General features: G+C 48.3%; 16 protein-coding genes. 9 read left to right on the top strand and 7 right to left on the bottom strand.

Annotated features, from left to right (window positions below; genetic code table 11):
* The first annotated feature begins 77 nt into the window (after positions 1-77).
* Positions 78-503, top strand: a complete 426-nt coding sequence (locus RQP52_RS28695; RefSeq protein WP_315955022.1) for a YkvA family protein — start codon at positions 78-80, stop codon at positions 501-503.
* A gap of 348 nt (positions 504-851) precedes the next feature.
* Positions 852-2369, top strand: coding sequence for a malate:quinone oxidoreductase (locus RQP52_RS28690; protein ID WP_315955021.1), 1518 nt, complete (start codon positions 852-854; stop codon positions 2367-2369).
* Positions 2370-2500: 131 nt separating this feature from the next.
* Here the strand turns inward: RQP52_RS28690 and RQP52_RS28685 are convergent, their stop codons facing one another.
* On the bottom strand, positions 2501-3571 hold the full coding sequence (locus RQP52_RS28685; RefSeq protein ID WP_315955020.1) for a branched-chain amino acid aminotransferase: 1071 nt from the start codon (positions 3569-3571) through the stop codon (positions 2501-2503).
* 128 nt (positions 3572-3699) lie between these two features.
* Here RQP52_RS28685 and RQP52_RS28680 point away from each other — a divergent pair, with 128 nt between their 5' ends.
* Positions 3700-4596, top strand: a complete 897-nt coding sequence (locus tag RQP52_RS28680) for a LysR family transcriptional regulator (RefSeq protein ID WP_315955019.1) — start codon at positions 3700-3702, stop codon at positions 4594-4596.
* A 34-nt stretch (positions 4597-4630) separates the two neighbouring features.
* A complete protein-coding gene (locus RQP52_RS28675; RefSeq protein ID WP_315955018.1) occupies positions 4631-5605 on the top strand; it encodes a TRM11 family SAM-dependent methyltransferase in 975 nt (324 codons plus the stop codon).
* Here RQP52_RS28675 and RQP52_RS28670 read toward each other — a convergent pair.
* Both RQP52_RS28670 and RQP52_RS28665 read right to left on the bottom strand, forming a co-directional pair.
* Positions 5602-6210, bottom strand: a complete 609-nt coding sequence (locus RQP52_RS28670; protein ID WP_315955017.1) for a DUF3298 and DUF4163 domain-containing protein — start codon at positions 6208-6210, stop codon at positions 5602-5604. The two genes, RQP52_RS28675 and RQP52_RS28670, sit on opposite strands and share 4 nt — an antisense overlap.
* Before the next feature lie 196 nt (positions 6211-6406).
* The gene (locus RQP52_RS28665) at positions 6407-6565 is read right to left on the bottom strand and encodes a hypothetical protein (RefSeq protein WP_315955016.1); all 159 of its coding nucleotides are present in this window, start codon (positions 6563-6565) and stop codon (positions 6407-6409) included.
* A gap of 196 nt (positions 6566-6761) precedes the next feature.
* On the opposite strand from RQP52_RS28665, the gene RQP52_RS28660 reads away from it, so the two are divergent.
* A complete protein-coding gene (locus RQP52_RS28660) occupies positions 6762-7331 on the top strand; it encodes a pyridoxamine 5'-phosphate oxidase family protein (protein WP_315955015.1) in 570 nt (189 codons plus the stop codon).
* Positions 7332-7342: 11 nt separating this feature from the next.
* On the opposite strand, the gene RQP52_RS28655 is transcribed toward RQP52_RS28660, so the two are convergent.
* Complete coding sequence (locus tag RQP52_RS28655; protein ID WP_315955014.1) at positions 7343-7735, bottom strand: acyl-CoA thioesterase; 393 nt, start codon at positions 7733-7735, stop codon at positions 7343-7345.
* A 206-nt stretch (positions 7736-7941) separates the two neighbouring features.
* On the opposite strand from RQP52_RS28655, the gene fumC reads away from it, so the two are divergent.
* Positions 7942-9324, top strand: a complete 1383-nt coding sequence (gene fumC / locus RQP52_RS28650) for a class II fumarate hydratase (RefSeq protein ID WP_315955013.1) — start codon at positions 7942-7944, stop codon at positions 9322-9324.
* Positions 9325-9368: 44 nt separating this feature from the next.
* On the opposite strand, the gene RQP52_RS28645 is transcribed toward fumC, so the two are convergent.
* Genes RQP52_RS28645 through RQP52_RS28635 form a run of 3 tightly spaced genes read right to left on the bottom strand, consistent with a single transcriptional unit; the run spans position 9369 to position 12093 of the window.
* The gene (locus RQP52_RS28645) at positions 9369-10142 is read right to left on the bottom strand and encodes an ABC transporter ATP-binding protein (RefSeq protein WP_315955012.1); all 774 of its coding nucleotides are present in this window, start codon (positions 10140-10142) and stop codon (positions 9369-9371) included.
* Positions 10142-11137, bottom strand: a complete 996-nt coding sequence (locus RQP52_RS28640) for a FecCD family ABC transporter permease (RefSeq protein ID WP_315955011.1) — start codon at positions 11135-11137, stop codon at positions 10142-10144. The genes RQP52_RS28645 and RQP52_RS28640 overlap by 1 nt, the downstream gene beginning before the upstream one ends.
* 2 nt (positions 11138-11139) lie before the next feature.
* Complete coding sequence (locus tag RQP52_RS28635) at positions 11140-12093, bottom strand: ABC transporter substrate-binding protein (protein WP_315955010.1); 954 nt, start codon at positions 12091-12093, stop codon at positions 11140-11142.
* Positions 12094-12446: 353 nt separating this feature from the next.
* Between RQP52_RS28635 and isdC the strand changes: the two genes are divergently transcribed.
* The 3 genes from isdC to isdE all read left to right on the top strand — a co-directional run bounded on the left by isdC (position 12447) and on the right by isdE (position 18603).
* Positions 12447-13118, top strand: a complete 672-nt coding sequence (gene isdC, locus RQP52_RS28630; RefSeq protein ID WP_315955009.1) for a heme uptake protein IsdC — start codon at positions 12447-12449, stop codon at positions 13116-13118.
* 40 nt (positions 13119-13158) lie between these two features.
* A complete protein-coding gene (locus tag RQP52_RS28625) occupies positions 13159-17604 on the top strand; it encodes an NEAT domain-containing protein (RefSeq protein ID WP_315955008.1) in 4446 nt (1481 codons plus the stop codon).
* An 81-nt stretch (positions 17605-17685) separates the two neighbouring features.
* Positions 17686-18603, top strand: coding sequence for a heme ABC transporter substrate-binding protein IsdE (isdE, locus tag RQP52_RS28620; RefSeq protein WP_315955007.1), 918 nt, complete (start codon positions 17686-17688; stop codon positions 18601-18603).
* Positions 18604-18609: the final 6 nt, after the last annotated feature.

Below are 18609 nucleotides of genomic sequence, written 5' to 3'. Positions count from 1 at the left end.
GCGAGTGCGAGAAGGTGTGATTTAGCTCATCACCATCGATAGTGGTATAATGGGGATAAGAATGGAGTGATCGTGAAATGGACGCTTCTAAATATCAAAAGTATTTTAATCGGGATGATTTCTGGTCCAAATTGAAAAAAGGTGCTAAAAAGGCAGGAAGCAAAGTGATTTACAGTTGCTTGTTGCTTTATTATGCCGTCGAGAGTCCTCGAACACCGCTAAAAGCTAAAGTACAAATCTACGGGACACTCGGCTATCTCATTCTGCCGCTGGATCTTATCCCTGATTTGCTGCCGATTGTCGGTTATGTCGATGATTTGAGCGCGCTTGGATTAGCTCTCGCCGTCGTCGCGAAGAATATTGACGAGGATGTGAAGATCAAGGCCAAGAGCAAGCTGAGGGATTTTTTCGGAGAAGAGGCCGTGAAATCCAAAGATATTATCGATATTGACGGTAAGTTGGTGGCTGATCGGGAAAAAGGAGAAGCACCTGAGCAGAAGTAAGACGAGTTCATGTTGATCTAACAGAAAGCGCCCCTCAGTCTATGGCTGTGGGGCCAAATACTATCATTTAGTTTCATACAAGATGTAAAGATAGGCATAATTGGTTCGGAAACTGCTTTCGTGGAAGCTTCTACGCACGATGTAAGGAATAACCTGCAAGGCTTCTTGGCCTTACTTCTTGTCGTACAGCTTATAACTATCATATAATAGTTAAATAAATATTTTATAAATAGGGTTAGTTTTGATCCAGAAAAGATGTGTGACTAGCTTGCTCCCTGGCTTGCTGTAGCGTCTTACCAAGAACGCCTACATCCTTTCTGCAAATCTTAGGGTATAAGGACGGTTAAAATGAGCAACAGACAAATGAAAACAGATGTTATCTTAATTGGTGCCGGAATCATGAGTGCGACCTTGGGGTCACTGTTGAAAGAGTTAGTGCCGGAATGGAAAATTACAGTAATTGAGAAGCTCGCAAGCGCTGGCGAGGAAAGCTCTAACGAATGGAATAATGCGGGAACGGGACATTCTTCATTGTGCGAGCTTAACTACACCGTCGAAAAATCGGACGGATCCATAGATATCAGCAAAGCTATCAAAACGAATGAAGAGTTTCAAGTTTCCAAACAATTCTGGTCTTATCTGGTCAATAGCAAACTGATCCGTAATCCGCAGGACTTTATCTCACCGCTGCCTCATATGAGTCTAGTACAAGGGGCGCAAAATGTAGCATTTTTGAAGAAACGCTTTGAAGCACTAACGAATAATCCATTGTTTCAAGGGATGGAATTTTCCGATGATCCGGCTAAATTGGCGGAATGGATTCCACTTATTATGAAAGATCGGGAATTGAATGAACCTATCGCAGCAACAAGAATTGAATCAGGCACTGATGTCAACTTTGGCGCGTTAACGCGTAACTTGTTTGCTCACCTAAAGGATCAAAACGTCGATATCATGTACAAACATAGCGTGGATGATATCAAACGTGCGAGCGACGGCTCTTGGGAGCTCAAAGTACGGAACCTTGATAGCGGTAACGTCGACCACCACTCGGCCAAATTCGTCTTTATCGGTGCAGGCGGAGGAAGTCTCCATTTGCTGCAAAAATCCGGTATTCCGGAAGGAAGAGGGATTGGCGGATTCCCGGTAAGCGGGATATTCATGGTATGTCAGAAACCGGAAATTGTCGACCAGCATTTTGCAAAAGTATACGGCAAGGCGCCGGTGGGTGCTCCTCCGATGTCGGTTCCGCATTTGGATACGCGATTTATCGATAAGAAAAAATCGTTATTCTTTGGACCGTTTGCCGGCTTCTCACCGAAGTTCTTAAAAACCGGCTCCATGTTTGACTTAATCACTTCCGTCAAAACGGATAATCTTGTAACGATGCTCGCGGCAGGCAGCAAAAACATGTCATTGACCAAATACCTGATCAAGGAAGTTATGTTATCCAAAGAGCAGCGTATGGAAGCTTTGCGTGAATTTGTCCCTAACGCCAAAAGCGAAGACTGGGAACTGGTGGTTGCTGGCCAGCGCGTGCAGGTTATCAAAGATACAGCTGCCGGCAAAGGAACGCTTCAATTCGGAACGGAGCTTGTTAGCGCCGCTGATGGTTCAATAGCAGCTTTGCTTGGTGCTTCTCCGGGGGCATCGACAGCCGTTTCCGTTATGCTTGACTTAATCAAAAAATGCTTCCCGCAACAGGTCAAAGCTTGGGAACCAAAAATCAAGGAAATGATTCCTTCGTTTGGCGTTTCGCTATTAAAAAACCCTGAGCTTATCAAACAAATTGATTCTTCAACAGCACGGGCGCTTGGTTTAGTTGAAAACTTGCCGTTAAAGGTAGCAAGCCGCACCGTATCATAATAACCGGTGGTACACGGACTTAAGGGTTAAGCGAAAGCTTAACTCTTATTTTGTTTTGGTGGTGAAACGAAAAAAGAACCTTTCCAACCACCTAAGTGGAAGGAAGGTTCTTTCAAGATGCAAGGATGCGATTAGCAAGTTACCATCCAACCGTGCTTATCCGCGATACGGCCGTACTGGATGCCAGTGATCGTGTCGTAAAGCTTATGGACGAGCTCACCGATCTCGCCATTGTTAATAACCATGGGAGTGCCCTGCCACAGCAGGCTGCCGATAGGCGAAACAACGGCGGCTGTGCCTGTGCCGAAGGCCTCTTCCAGCGTGCCATTTTCATACGCTTGCACGATTTCGTCGATGGAGATTTTCCGCTCCGTGACAGGGATGCCCCAATCGTTCAGCAAGTGGATGATGCTTTTGCGAGTAATGCCTTCCAAGATCGAGCCGCTAAGGCTTGGCGTCACGACTTCGCCGCTAATTTTGAAGAAGACGTTCATGCTGCCGACTTCCTCTAAGCTTTTCTTGTCGATAGCGTCCAGCCACAGCACCTGCGCGCAGTCATGCTCTTTAGCGAGCACTTGTGCCTTCAAGCTGGCTGCGTAGTTCCCAGCAGCTTTGGCACCGCCAGTACCGCCTTGAACCGCTCTGGCGTAATGGCTTTCTACGAGAATTTTGACGGGTTGAAGCCCTTCCTCATAGTAAGCGCCTACCGGCGACATAATGACAACAAAGGAGTAGCGCGAAGAAGGACGCACGCCAAGGCCGGCTTCAGTAGCAATCACGAAGGGACGAATATAGAGAGACGCACCTTGTTTGCTTGGTACCCAGTCAGCGTCGACACGCACGAGCTCTTGAATGGCGTTTACGATGAAGTCCTCATCGATTGGTGGCATATTAAGCCGTTCGCTGGAACGGTTGAGCCTTTTGGCATTTTGGTCCGGACGGAAAATTTGAATTTCTCCGTTCGCGGTACGAAAAGCTTTTAACCCCTCAAAAACAGCTTGCCCATAATGAAAAATCATCGCGGCAGGGTCATAAGAGAGCGGGGCATAAGGAACGATCCGCGGATCGTGCCAACCTTGTCCTTCTACGTAGTCCAGCACAAACATATGGTCTGTAAAGATACGCCCAAAGCCTAGGTCATCCTGGACGCCTGGTTTTGTTTTGAGGTGCGGATTGCGTTCAAATCGAATTTGTCCATACATGGGCAAGTAACCACCTTTCGTTTACGATCTTAATCGTTATTCTATACTATAGAAAAATAACAATCATTGATCAATTGGGAAATATCAATTACGATCATAGTTAATCGCTATGAACGGGGGCTAAGAGGATGGATTATCGGTTATTGGCCTACTTTTTGGCAGTTTGCGAAGAACTGCATTTCACGAAAGCCGCAGAGAAGCTGGGAATCAGCCAGCCCACATTAAGCCAACAAATTCGCATCTTGGAGCAGCGGATCGGTTCGCCTCTTTTTCAGCGCATCGGCAAAAAGGTTTATGTGACAGAGGCCGGAGAGATTTTGCTTAAGCACAGCCGCAATATTTTTCATGAGCTGGAGCAAGCGCAGGCTGCTTTCAACGAGATTCAAGGGATGCAGCGGGGGCGGCTGCGTATTGGCTGCTCGGGCAATCATCTGCTGACGGCTACGATTATGGCTTTCCATGCTGAGTATCCGAAAATAGAACTGTCTGTAGCTGAACTGGCTACCGAAGAGACGATAGAAGGGCTGCTGAACAATCAGCTGGATCTAGGCGTTGTTTTTTTGCCGGAAGAGGATGAGCAGTTGGTTCGTATTCCCTTGTATAAGGAAAAACTGCTGCTAGTCGTCTCGAAAGATCACCCGTTGTCTAACGCCGAGGCGATCCGGTTGGAGGATCTTGTGCAGCTTCCAGTCGCCATGCTGCCTAAGAAATTTTATGTCCGGCATATGATAGAGGCATGCTGCGAGCAGTCAGATTTGCTATGTAAGCCGGTGTTGGAGCTGTCCACTCTGGAATCTTTGCTGCAAATGGCTAAAAATCATGTGTGCGGTGCGGTTTTACCCGGCTCCTATTTGGAAGGTATTCAGAGCAGTGAGATCCGCTGTATTCCCATTATGGATCCTGTGCCGCAAAAGGATGTTGGCATCGTATATCGCAAGGATATGTTCTTGTGCCAGACGACCAAAACTTTCATGAAGCAAGTCACGCAGCAATTCCTAAGCGAAAACAAAGATGTTACTTCATAACCTAGATTCACATTTAAATGAGGGATACCGATCAATGGAACACATCTATATTTACGCCTGCCATGAAGACGAGCAGGCGCTATGTCAGTTAGAGCTGCGCACCTTACTGGGCGCAGGAACCGTGCTCGGCGCGGGCTACGCCGTCAGCCCGCGCTGCGTGGAACCGAGCCGCAGCCCGTTCCTGAAGCTGCGGCTGGATGTTCGGTACGAGGCCGGCAGCCTGCCGGAACTGGCCTCGCAGGTCGAGACGTTGACCGTACGCGGGTCAACGTTCAAGGTTGTGTTCGCGGAGACGGATACCCCGGTCAGCTATGACCGGCGGCGGGACGTCGAACGCGAACTAGGCCGGCATCTCCGCGGCAAAGCCGAGATGCGGAAGCCGGAGCAGTGGTTCGCCGTGACGCAGCTGGGGGACCGCTGGTTGTTCGGCGACTGCTCCTACGGCGAAGCCGTCTGGCTTCAGCATCAGCAGAAGCCGCAGAACTACTCCACCGCCCTGAGTACGCGCGTAGCGCGAGCGGTGGTGAACATCGCCGTGCCCGTCATAGCGGGCACGCGGGTCATTGACCCGTGCTGCGGCATCGGCACGGTGCTGGTGGAAGCGATGTCGATGGGCATCGACATCGTTGGCAATGACATGAACCCGCTGGCGGTGCGCGGCGCGCGGGTGAATCTGGCCCACTTCGGCATGCCGAACGTGGTCACGCTTGGTGACATGCGGTCGCTGGGCCTGCCAGCGGCCTCCCTTGTCTCTGCTGTCCCAGCTGCTGGCAGCGCAGAGAGCCGCTATGACGCGCTGATCCTGGACATGCCGTACAACTTATGCTCGAAGCTGCCGGAGGACGAGCAGCTGCAAATGCTGCAGTCAGCTCGCCGCTTGGCACAGCGTGCGGTCATTATTACGACGGAGCAGATTGATCCGCTGATCGAGCAAGCGGGCTTTCACATAGCAGAGCGCTGCGAAGTCAATAAAGGAAAGTTTAGCCGACAAATTATCGTCTGCGTTTAACTGAACATTTTCCCCAGCGGGCCCTCTTCGGCAATGATGTCTTGAATGGCATACACAGAAATAGGGAAATAAAGAAAACCGTACACATAAGCTGCCAGTTCGTAAACTTGAAAATAGATGACGAGTGCTTTATCCGCGATATAAAAATCCTGATCCGGCCGAATCGCTTTGAAATCTACCAGTAAGGGAATATCTCGCAGTTTAATTTCAGCTTTAATCATTTCGCTGAGCTTGCCGACATAATCGCTGCCCGGCTTAAACAAATCTTTTAACGCATAAGCCTGACCGGTTTCTGTATTGAAAGTTAAAGCATTTTGAATCGTAAGGCCATGAGCGCCGCCGGAAAACGCATAATTCCATAAGGTCAGGCTGAGTACCCCTCGCTGATTGTTTTTCAGTTCGTAGTAGGCTGTAACGTCTGTCTTCGGATTTTGGGGGTAGCCTTGATCGTAAAGCTGCTTGTTAACGGCATTAACAATCGCCACGTTCATGGCGCGCTCCGCGGTGTAAGGCGTGTGATGAATAACGGCGGGGTAGAGCAGTTTTAATTTGTCGTTGAGCATCTGGTAGGTTTGTATACTTACAGGGTGATCTAATCCGTCCATACGTAACATCCATCCCTAATGTTTTTGCTACAATTTATTCCGTCGATGGGCGATTGGTTCATGGGGATGGAGGTAGAGATGCTAGTCCTGCTGCGTATAAAAAGAGCTCTCCCCAGGTCCGGATTGACCTGTCGGGAAAGCTCTTTTAGTGTTTGTCCCTAAGGGCAAACGGTACTCAAGTAAAAATAGCGTTGCACTACTCTTCAGAGGATGTTTCCTCATTGGCATCGGCTGTTGAGCTTTGCAGCATGGAGCTTAGCTCTTCCACCTGCTGCTGCGCTTGGCTGTCTTCCGCATTGGCCTGGGCCGCGTTGATGGCGTGGCTTACCACATCGTTTTGATTGTTCGTTGACATGAACACTCACCTCCTCATTTTTCAACCAACTAAGTATGCCTCCATGTTTCCTGAATTATACAAATAATTTCCATCTTTTTTGATATCATTTGGTAAATGACCATAGGAAATAACTATAAAGCACGCCAAAGAAATATATTTCACAAATAGAGTAAGGAGGAGCATAATAGAAGAAAATGGAAAGGTGGAGAGCGCAATGGGGAAATCATTTGAGGCCATATTGCCGGAACATGAGGCGTTTATTGCCAAGCAGCACATCTTTTTCGTAGGATCGGCACCGCTGTCTGGGGATGGGCATGTAAATTTATCACCGAAAGGCCATGACGTTCTGCGCATTATGAATGCAAATGAAGTGGCCTATTTGGATTTAACGGGGAGCGGGAATGAAACGAGCGCGCATCTCGAAGAGAACGGAAGGATAACGGTTATGTTCACCGCATTCGAAGGACCGCCAATGATTCTGCGCTTATACGGGCAGGGGCGCGTCATTCTACCGGAAACCCCGGAATGGGAGGCGTTAGCCCCCATGTTCACTATGCTGCCTGGAGTCCGGCAAATCATCGCTGTCAAAGTCCATGAGGTCAAGACCTCCTGTGGCTTCAGCGTTCCCTTTTATAATTACGAAGGTGAGCGGAATACGCTGCAGAAATGGGCTGTAAATAAAGGGGAAGAAGGACTGTTGGCGTATTGGCAGGAGAAAAACATGATCAGCATGGACGGCATGCCGACACCACTTGGGGAAAAGTTATCCACAGGTAACCTTTAACTTTCTCTTTTTCAGCTAAAATGTTTCCGCAGCGCTTCAGGCGCTTCCACGCTTTTGCGTGTCGTGCTGTCCATTGTCACGCTGGTTACCAGAGCATCTGCGCACAGCTCCCCTTGCTCGTTATAAATTTCTTGCTTCAGCACATAGCTGGAGCGTCCCATTTTATCCGGGCGGCAGGTAATGGTGAGGTGTTCGCCTTGTTTGCATTCTTTTTTGTAATTAATGTTGATGTTCACCGTTACGGTTTGGATGCCCATCGAGCCGAAGGTCTCGTAGGATAGTTGGGAAAGTTCGTACCATTCCTCACGGCCCCACTCCAGATACTCCAAATATTTGGCGTTGTTGACGTGGCCGTTCACATCGATTTCCGTCGAGCGGACGATGATAGCAAGTCTGGATTCCATGCGTGAGAGCTCCTTTGGATACCCTGTACAGGGCACATGTTTTATTAGTTATCCTTGATTATAGCTTGTTTGCAAGGGAGAAAACCAGTTTATGGCTCATAGCGTTCCATCATTTGGGCAAACTATGCTTCATGTGTTTGACGCTAGCCATTGGCTGGTTAACAGAAGGTATTGGCGGTCAGCGCCTACATAGGAGGATGATTGGTTTGGAGCAGCAATTCCGGATTGAACGAGATACAATGGGGGAAATCAGAGTACCTGTGGATAAGTTGTGGGGCGCTCAGACGCAGCGCAGCTTTGAGAATTTCAAGATTGGGACCGAGCGGATGCCGGAGCGGTTAATAGCTGCTTTTGCGTTATTGAAAAAAGCGGCCGCTATTGTTAACCGTGAGCTTGGCGGGTTAACGCCGGGGAAAGCAGACGCCATCGCGCAGGCGGCAGATGAAATCGTGCAGGGCCGCTGGAGCGGCGAGTTCCCGCTCGTTGTCTGGCAGACCGGCAGCGGAACGCAGTCGAACATGAACGTCAACGAGGTGATTGCGCATCGCGGCAGCGAATTGCTTGGGGATGGAGCGCGCATCCATCCCAACGACGACGTGAATCGTTCGCAGAGCTCGAACGATACGTTCCCTACCGCGATGCACGTGGCCGGCGTTCTCGCGGTGGAGCAAGAGCTGCTGCCTGCGCTAGAGCTATTGCAGGCAACGCTGCACAGCAAGATGGAGGCCTATGCCTCCATCGTCAAAATCGGCCGCACCCACCTGCAGGACGCCACCCCGCTGACGCTGGGGCAGGAGATCAGCGGCTGGTGGGCGATGCTGGAGCAGAGCGCGCGCATGGTGCGCAGCAGCGTGGATACGATGCGCGAGCTGGCCATTGGCGGCACCGCGGTGGGCACCGGGCTGAACGCGCATCCGGAATTCGGCGCGCGCGTTGCCGAGCAGCTCTCGAACGAGACGGGCACGAGCTTCGTCTCGGCGGCGAACAAGTTTCATGCGCTGACCAGCCATGATCAGATCGTGTACGCTCACGGCGCGCTGAAGGCGCTCGCGGCGAATTTGATGAAGATAGCCAACGATGTACGGTGGCTATCGAGCGGTCCCCGCTGCGGGATCGGCGAAATCACGATCCCGGAGAACGAGCCCGGCTCTTCGATCATGCCGGGCAAGGTGAACCCGACCCAGAGCGAAGCGATGACGATGGTCGTGTGCCAAGTCATGGGCAACGATGCGGCCATTGGCTTCGCCGCCAGCCAGGGCAATTTCGAGCTGAACGTGTTCAAGCCCGTCATCATCCACAACTTCCTGCAGTCCGTCCGGCTGCTGGCCGATAGCATGCGCTCGTTCAACGACAATTGCCTCGTGGGGATGGAGCCGAATCGCGAGGTGATTCAGCGCAATCTCGAGCAATCGCTCATGCTGGTTACGGCGCTCAACCCGTATATCGGGTATGAGAAAGCCGCCAGCATTGCGAAGCAAGCCCACAAGGAAGGGCTGACGTTGAAAGAGTCAGCCGTGCGCAGCGGCTACTTGACGGCGGAGCAGTTCGATACTTACGTGCGGCCGGAGGATATGGTGCAGCCGAAATAACAAAACGGTTGAACAGCGCATTGTGTGCTGTTCAACCGTTTTTTTTACAATTTGCGAAGAGGCATGATGTTGACGTAGTTATCTTCGAACCTAACCTTGGCTTCGATCTGGTAAATATCTTTAAGAAATTCAGCTGTTATGACTTCCTTGGGATTTCCTGTTTGCTGGATTTCGCCCCTTTTCATAGCGACGAGGTAATGGCAGTAATTCGCAGCTTGCTGAAGATCATGAAGAACCATAACAATCGTTATCCGATAAGCTTCGTTGATCTTCACGAGCATTTCCATGACATCCAGCTGATGGGCGATATCAAGGAAAGTAGTCGGTTCATCGAGTAAAATAATCGTCGTTTTTTGAGCGAGTGCCATCGCAATCCGCGCCTTTTGCTGTTCGCCCCCAGACAGGGCATGAAACATGCGGTTTTCATGCCTCTGCGTGTGCGTAACCTCCATGGCCCATTGAACAATCTCTCGATCCTCCTGATTCATATGGTCAAATAATCGTTTGTATGGCGAGCGGCCATACGCGACGAGTTCGCCTACGGTTAGATTCGGTATCGTATGTTTGGATTGCGTCATGAGCGCGATTGTCCGCGCAAGTTCAATTGTTTTAAAACGCTGCAGGGGCTTATCCTGTACAAAAACTTCTCCCTGATCAGGCGTCAATAGACGGGTCATCGCTTGCAGTAAAGTCGACTTGCCGGAGCCGTTAGGCCCTACGATAGCTGTGATTTTTTCAGAAGGAATGGAAAGCGTCACATTCTGAAGTTGAAAACCGCCAACATGGAGGTGTACCTGCCTCGTTTCAATTGCAGACATTACATGATCCTCCGCTTCTTCAACAAGTATAAAAAGAATGGCGCACCCAGCCCCGCAAGCAAAATGCCGACAGGAAGTTCAATCGGATCAAACCACGATCGCGCCACGGTATCGGCAAGAACGACGAGGGCCGCTCCGCCCAGAATGGATAACGGGAGTAAATACCGATAATCGTCCCCAATCAGCAGGCGAATGGCATGAGGAACAATCAAGCCGACGAAGCCCACTAAGCCTGCTACGCTGACAGCAGCCCCCGCTAATAAGGAAGACAACAGGATAATAAGGAGCCGTTGAAGTTCGACTTTCTGGCCTAATAACTGCGCAGTATGATCACCCAACTGCAGCAGATTGGAGGGTTTGATCATCAAGGCGGACAAACCGAGACCAATGAGCGCGTAGGGAGCCATAAATGCCAAGTGATGCCAGCTTCTCCCGCTCAGTCCGCCCGCCAACCAAGGCAAAATAGCCTGAACACGGTCGCTGAATAGAACCATGACACCACTTGTTGCAGCCCCTAGCAGAGCATTGATAGCGACTCCGGCCAAAATAATTTTGAGTGGCGAGGAACCTTTATCCCATGCCAGCAAATAAATGAAAATGGAAGTGATGAAGGCTCCGAGAAAAGCGGCAATAGGCAGCAAATAGCTGTATTGCGGAAAAATAATCATGGTGACAACCGCGGCAAGACCTCCGCCGGCCGAGACGCCAATGACCCCTGGGTCGGATAAGGGATTTTTCATGGCGCCTTGGAGTAAGGCACCGGACGCAGCCAAGCATGCACCGACGAGCAATCCGATGAGCACCCTTGGAAGTCGGAGATTCATAACGATTTTCTCGTGTAAAGGCGATCCCTCCGCCATGAAGACGGCCCAGATTTCGCTGAGCGAGATATGCACGGAGCCGTAAGTTAATCCATAGATGGACACGAGAGCGACAAGGATAGGAGCGACAATAAAACTTAGTTTTCTTCTAGTATCACGCTGTTGTATGTTCATAGTTATTTAACAGAAAGGAGAAGCTTCTGCATCAGCGTAAGGGATTCAATGACGCGTGTTCCCGGATTGGAGCCGAACAGATCGGATGGCAGCACTTCAATGCGATTATTTTTAACGGCGTCCAAACTGTTCCATGCTGCGTTCATCTGCATCTCCTTCAGAAAACCCTCCTTCACTTTGTCTGTATCTCCATGTGCCATAAAGAAAATGACCTGTGGGTTCGATTTTATAATTTTCTCGGTATTTAGCTGCGCATATTGCGGATATTTATCCAGGCTTGGATAGTCTGACGCAATGTTCTCCCCGCCTGCGATCGAGAGAATATCACCGCTCAGCGAATTGTTAAGAGCAGCCATATAGGTGCGGGGAGCACCGTAAACAAGCAGAGCGCGTATCTTTGCTGAAGGCTGATTTTTTTGCAACTCACTAATTTTCTTATCAATGGCTTGAATTTGCTCGTCGGCACGCGTTTTTTTGCCCAGCACTTCGCCGAAAAGCCCAATTTGTTTTTTGATTTCTGGTACACTGTTGGCATCCGTCAAAATCATCTTGGAGCCGAGTGCCTCGACGGCAGGCACGTCTTTCAGGTTCAACGGGTTATTGCCCAGAACGACATCCGGCTGGACGAGCGCCACTTTCTCCATGTCCATGCCGTGAGGCGTCCCGATCTGTTCAGCGCTAGCCGCTTCTTTGATGGTAAGAGGGGCAGTGGATGTAGGTCTGCCTACCAATTGGCCGCCAAGCGCGTATACAATATCCATTTCACCGTTGCTAAGAGCAGCAACTTTCGTCGGAATCTTGGAGAAAGTCACTTTGCGGCCGGAAAAATCTGTAACGGAAAGGGAGCCGCTGCTCGCTTGCTGGTTGGTATCCGAAGACTGTGGGGGAGGAGTGGAACAACCCGCTAACATGCCAACCAGGATTGTGCTTAATAAGAGAAAATGAACTCTTTTCATAAAAGATGACCTCCAGATATTTTAAGAAAATGATGTGACCGATTCATATGACAGCACCTTTAAAATGATAATGAAAATCATTATCAAAAGTCAATCGTAATTTTTTATAATAAATCTAGGGGTTTAGAATGTATTGACAATTTTCATTAGGCTAGGCTAAGATTAAACCATAAACCAATTAATAATGATTATCATTCTCTATTAACAAGCGACTTCTGCTATCTTAGCATTCGACTTGCAAATGGGGTGTTGCGAAGTAATAGAATAGAAAGCCTATTCTTTTTTTTTGCTGTTTATTGATAATGATTATCATTATCTTAATTCCCAAGGATGATGAAAGGAGGGGAAAGAACATGAAAAAATGCTTATCCATCTCGGCTTCACTTTTAATGATGCTGATCTTCGTAGTGCTCATTAACGTGCCTGTAGCGAAGGCTGCTGCTCCTGCAGATGGGACGTACTCCATTGGATATACAGTTCTTCAAGGAGATAATGACTCTGCTTCCATGGCTAACGATTACTGGGAAAAGCCAGCGATTCTCCATGTGAAAAATGGGGAAATGACCATGCAAATGACATTGAATCACAGTTCATGGGTTACGGTTTTTAAAGTGGACAATGACGGAGGTTTCGCGGATACCCAAGTGCTAAAAAGCGATAGTGCCGATGATACGCGGATGGTTCAGTTTAAAGTGAAGGATGTATCGAGTCCGCTCAAAGCCAAAATCCATGTGACGGTGAAATCCGTCGATTACGATCATGATTATACGATTCGCTTTGCTTTTGACGCGAAGAGTATGAAAGCACTGAGCACCGCTGAAGCAAAGTCCGACACGGCTGCAAACGTAACGCCAAAAGCGAAGAGTGACAGCCCGGTTCCCGCAGCAGCTCCCGCTGTTAATACGGAGCATAAGAAGTCTGCGGTAGTGAATCCGCAAACCGGGGACACGACGCCAGTTACTGTATTGGTCGCTTTGTTAGTGATCTCATCATTTATTTTAATCCGCAAGTTCGTAAAGCCTTAACTCAGCAATTACGATTTCAGGACGAAGGAGAGTAATCATTTTGAAGAATCGATTAAGGAAAGTCGGAACGATCTTTCTGATGTTTTTTGTGCTGTTAAGCACGCTGCATTTCCCGCTAAGTCAAGACTCTGTAGCTCATGCAGCCACCAGTAATATAAATCTTCCAGACGGGGAATACCCAATTAAATTTACTTTATACAAAGACGGTACGAATGAACCGTCGATGATGCAGAGTTATGCTGACTCCGATAGCGGTCGTTTAACTGTGAAAGACGGAGCAGTGAAGGCTTCTTTCACATTAAATCACAGCTCATGGATTACATCGTTTATGACTGCGTTGAATGGCAATCTGGTTGAGGCTGCGACACTCGACTCTAATCAGTCAGAAAACACGAGAACGGTTCAATTTGCAGTAGCGGACTTGTCGCTCCGACTAGATGCCAGAGTCAAAGTGGATGTACCTGAGTTTAATATCCATGAAGACCAGCCTTTGCAAATCGGTTTTGATACAGAAGGTATCACGCCACCCGAACAAACGCCAGTTGATAAAACAAACCTGAATCAATTGATTGTTACAGCGCAAGCGAAACAAAGCGGAGCGCAAGAAGGCATCTATAACGGCCAATATCCGGCTAATGCGATAAGCGCCTTGCTGGCTGAGATCACGACGGCGAAGGCTGTAGCTGAGAATGCGAATGCTACGCAGGCTCAAGTAAACGATGCTTTGAGCAAGCTGCAAACCGCAGTTGCGACATTTGACGCTTCCGTGATAACCAATAATCCAAAGCCAGGAAATGTGAGTGCTGGCGTTTATCACATTTATTTTTCGGCATTAAATGCAACGGATCCGACGAAAACCTCTTCGATGGAATCATATTTCGTAAAACCGGCGAGATTGACGGTGGACGAAAATGGGAAGAAAACGATTCGGTTTACGGTCATTAAGAGCACGGATACGGACTCGCTGAAAACGAAGGATCAGCATGGGCAGTTCGTGGAAATGAACGTTGTCAGCACCAATACGGCAGCTAACACAAGAGAAGTTGAATTTGAAATAGCTGATTTGACTCAAAATGTAGCTGCCAGAGTGCATAACACGATAGCGCCACCTCAATACGCTACAAACGACTTCCAGTTTAAATTCGATACTGGCAACATCGTGCCGTTTATCGCAGACGGCGTATACAGCATTCCTTTTCAAGCGTTGAACGCAACGAACCCAAGCAAAGAATCCAGCATGAAAAGCTATTTTGTAAATCCTGCAACTTTATCCGTTCAGCAGGGGAAAAGAAAAGTGATTATGACGGTGCTGAAAAGCACGGATACAGATGTTATTCAGACCCAATTGAATGGACAGATGGTTGATGCCGTGGTTACAAGCCAGGATGCATCAGCCAATACGAGAGTCATTGAATTTGAAGCGAGGGATCTCTCGTCCAATATCCTTGCTTACGTACATAACACGATAGCGCCGCCGCAATATGCAGGCAATAACTTTTTGTTTAAATTTGATCCTAATGGCATTGTAGCAAAGTCACAGATTGCTGAGTTAATCGGCGCGCCAACTGTGGAGCCAAAGCAAGTGTTGGATCTGAATTTCAGAGTTACAGGCGTGAGCCAAAGCGTCTATCAACAAGTATATAGTCAAGAAATGACACTGACTTACGATTCGAACCTGCTTGAACTCGATAAAGCGAAATCCAAGTCGCTGATTGATAATTTCTCCTTAGGGTATACCGATCAAGCTGCTGGTCAGCTGAAGTTGACTTTAACAGGCGCTAGCGGAAAAAGCTTTGATGCCAACAATATGTATCTAATGCTCGAATTCAAAGCCAAGTCGGTTACCCAATCGACTTATGCTCCAGTGACATTGACGAATATCGAGCTTGCGAACAGTGAGGGTAACAAGTTAAAAGTAACGGATGTCTCTTATTCCATTACCATTCTTCCATCAAATAAAACGAAGCTGAATCTAGCGCTTACAGGCGCGCAAGATAAGCACGACACAGCGGAGGAAGGTATTTATAACGGCCAATTCCCGGCTAGTGCGATAAGCGCTCTGCAAACTGCCATTACGACTGCGCAGGTTACTGCAAATAATGCGGATGCAACGCAAAAGCAAGTAGATGATGCTTTAACCAAACTGCAAACGGCAGTTACGGCTTTTGATGCTTCGGTGATTACAAACAATCCTAAGCCGACACAGCCTGGGCAGCCTGGTCAACCTGAAGACGGATCCTACAAAATTAAATTCAATCTGCATAAGGACGGAACGAATGAAACGTCATTGATGGAGAATTACGCTGATTTAACGAGTGGACGCCTGAAAGTTCAGAATGGGAAAAAGATGGTCTCCCTTACGCTGAAAAACAGCTCTTGGATCACATCTTTCAAAACGGAACGAAACGGGACTCTGGTAGAGACAACGACACTTACCTCCAATCCATCCGAGGATACGAGATACGTTCAATTTGAAGTTAACGATTTGTCGGTGAAGCTGAACGCAAGAGTCGTGGTTGATGTGACAGGTGTTGTTCACGAAGATCAGCCTTTGCAAATTGCCTTTGATGCGAGCAGCTTGACACCGATCTTGCCTCTCGATCAGCCGCTTCCAGAAGGCAATTACAATGTAAGTTTGTACGGCAGCGCGCTCGGCGGTGTTATAGCTCCGGTAAGTTCCTACCTGGATAACACGAGCAGATTAACCGTTCAGAATGGCAAGAATGTGATGTTCTTTAAGCTGAAAAACGGGACATCGATCACGAAGCTGCAGTTAGTACATCCGGATCAAACTACAGAGGACATTTTACCTGCGGTAGCCATGAAAAGTTCAGACCTTGTTACTGTTTTATCGGCTTCCCAAGAAGTGAAATACGAATTGCCGAATTTAACATCGGCCTATAACCTGTTTTTATCCGCAACAGAGAACGGTCAGACAGTCAATCCAAGTTATCAAATTAGCTTTAGCGATGCTACGTCCGCAGGTACCAGTCCTGTAGATCCTGTAGATCCTGTAGATCCAGTGGACCCAGTGGACCCTGTTGATCCTGGGACGTCTCCGGGCACAGGTACAGGTCCTAGTACACCATCCGTACCTTCCAATATCCATGGGATTGCAGACGGCACATACAGCATCGACTATAAAATTCTTAAATATGGCACTACGGAAAGATCGGTTATGCAGGACTATGTTGTAACGCCTGGTACGTTAACCGTGAGCAGCGGTAAGATGCTCGTGTCGTTTACACTGAAGCAAAGCAAAGAAACGACAGATTTCCAAGTACAGTTTGATGGAAGCTTAAGAGATACCGATGTTATAAGCAGAGACGACACCAAAAATACGCGTGTGATTCAATTCCCTGTGGCTGATTTAACGGTCAGAACCATGGGTTGGGTGAAAGTAAATTGGCCGGAACTTAACTATAACCATTCTTACGATGTTGATCTTACATTTGATAAATCCAGTATTGTACGCGTACAATCGCCTGGCGAAGTTAAACCCGTGGTTGTAAAACCGTTAAGTGTAGTCTATATGCCTGGCGACTATTCGGTTGATTTCAACATCATCCTGCGTGGAAGTACTCAGAAGTCCATTACGAATGAGTTCGTGAAGCATCCGGCTATTTTGACGATTGTTGATGGCAAAAGCTATGTATATCTCACCGTAACGAAGAGCAAAGAGGCACCGGGCTTCAAAATTCAGTTAGAAGATGGAACGCTTGCCGATGCTGAAGTTGTTAGTACGAATGACGCTGAGAACAGCAGAGTCATCCGCTTTGCTGTGAAGGACTTTGCTCTGGAAACAAAGATTTATGCTCAGGTCAAAATGGACTGGGCCGGTCATTATACAGGGGATTACGATGTGCAGTTGGTGTTTAATGGAAACGACATCAAACCTTACGTCAAGCAAGACGATGAAACTAATGGCAATCAGCCGGAAGTGAAGAAGTGGGCGGATATTCAAGGCCATTGGGCTAAAGCCGCTATTGAGAAAGCGATTGATCTAGGTATCGTCAGCGGCTATGAGGATGGTCAATTCCGTCCTAACGGTCAAGTGACGCGCGCTGAATTTGCCGTGATGCTGGGCAACGCGTTGAAGTTGAAAGCAGCGGACGGTTCGCTCGCATTTAGTGACCTTGATCAAATTCCAGCTTGGGCGAAGCCGAGCTTGTCGGCAATAGCCGGAATGCAGATCATTAATGGCTATGAAGATGGTTCGTTCCGCGCTGAACAAAACATTAACCGATCTGAATTGGTTGTTATGATTGTTCGTGCATTAGGTTTGTCCACAGCAGGAAATACCGCGTTAACCTTTACGGATGCTGCTGAAATCCCGCAGTGGGCACAATCCGCTGTAGCGGAAGCCTACCGTCTGGGATTGGTTAGCGGCCGTGAGAACAATACGTTTGCTCCGAACCTGAGCGCTAGCCGGGCGGAAGCAGTTACTTTGGTTTTGGCAATGCTAAAACAAGCGGAATCCAAGTAATTAAGAGAATGAGGTAAGAAAGGGGATACCAGTTTACTGGTGTCCTCTGTAATTTTTAAGGGGAAGGATGTAGAACCGGGCATGAATAAGAGAATGGGAGCCATACTGCTTGCCGGTATGTTGGTTATGACAGCGGGCTGCTCGTCAGGAACGCCCTCGGACAGCAACACAGCTGCTTCTCAGACAGCGGCTCCGGCTGCTGATGTGCAGAGCGAGAAGCGGGTTATTGCGACTACGGTTGCGGCTGCGCAAATTATGGATGCGTTGGAGATGGATTTGGTCGGCGTCCCTACTAGCACGAAGGAGCTTCCTAACCGTTACGACGGGGCAACCAAAGTCGGAAATCCGATGAGTCCCAATATGGAGGTCGTGAAATCGTTGGATCCGACAGACGTACTGTCGGTGACGACATTAGAATATGATTTGGCCCCGGTATTTAAAAATGCTGCTGTCGATGCGACTTTTCTTAATTTCACAAGTCTGGACAAGATGAATAAAGAAATTATTGCGCTCGGCGATAAATACAATCGCCAGAAGCAGGCTCAGGCAATCGTCGCGAAGGTTCAAGACAAGCAAAAGGAAATCAATCAGAAGATTGCTGGCAAGAAGCAGCCAAGCGTGCTAATTTTGCTTGGCGTGCCGGGGAGCTATCTGGTTGCAACGGAGAACTCTTACATCGGAGATCTTGTTAAGCTGGCTGGAGGCATCAATGTGGTGCAAGGAGAGAAAGTCGAATATTTGGCATCGAACACGGAATATTTGCAACAGGCGAATCCGGACATTATTTTACGAGCGGCCCATGGGCTGCCGGATGAAGTCATTAAAATGTTCGATAAGGAATTCCAGAAGAATGATATATGGAAGCATTTTGAGGCGGTTCAGCATAATCGGGTTTATGATTTGCAGGAGGATTTGTTCGGAACAACGGGGAATCTTGCCGCTACGGAAGCCCTTGATGAGCTTGTGAAAATGCTGTATCCAACAAATAGGGATGAATAAAGGAAG

Source organism: Paenibacillus violae (assembly GCF_032461945.1).
In the GTDB taxonomy this organism is placed as follows: Bacteria; Bacillota; Bacilli; order Paenibacillales; family NBRC-103111; genus Paenibacillus_E; species Paenibacillus_E violae.
This window is presented reverse-complemented; position numbering and strand designations above follow the sequence as displayed.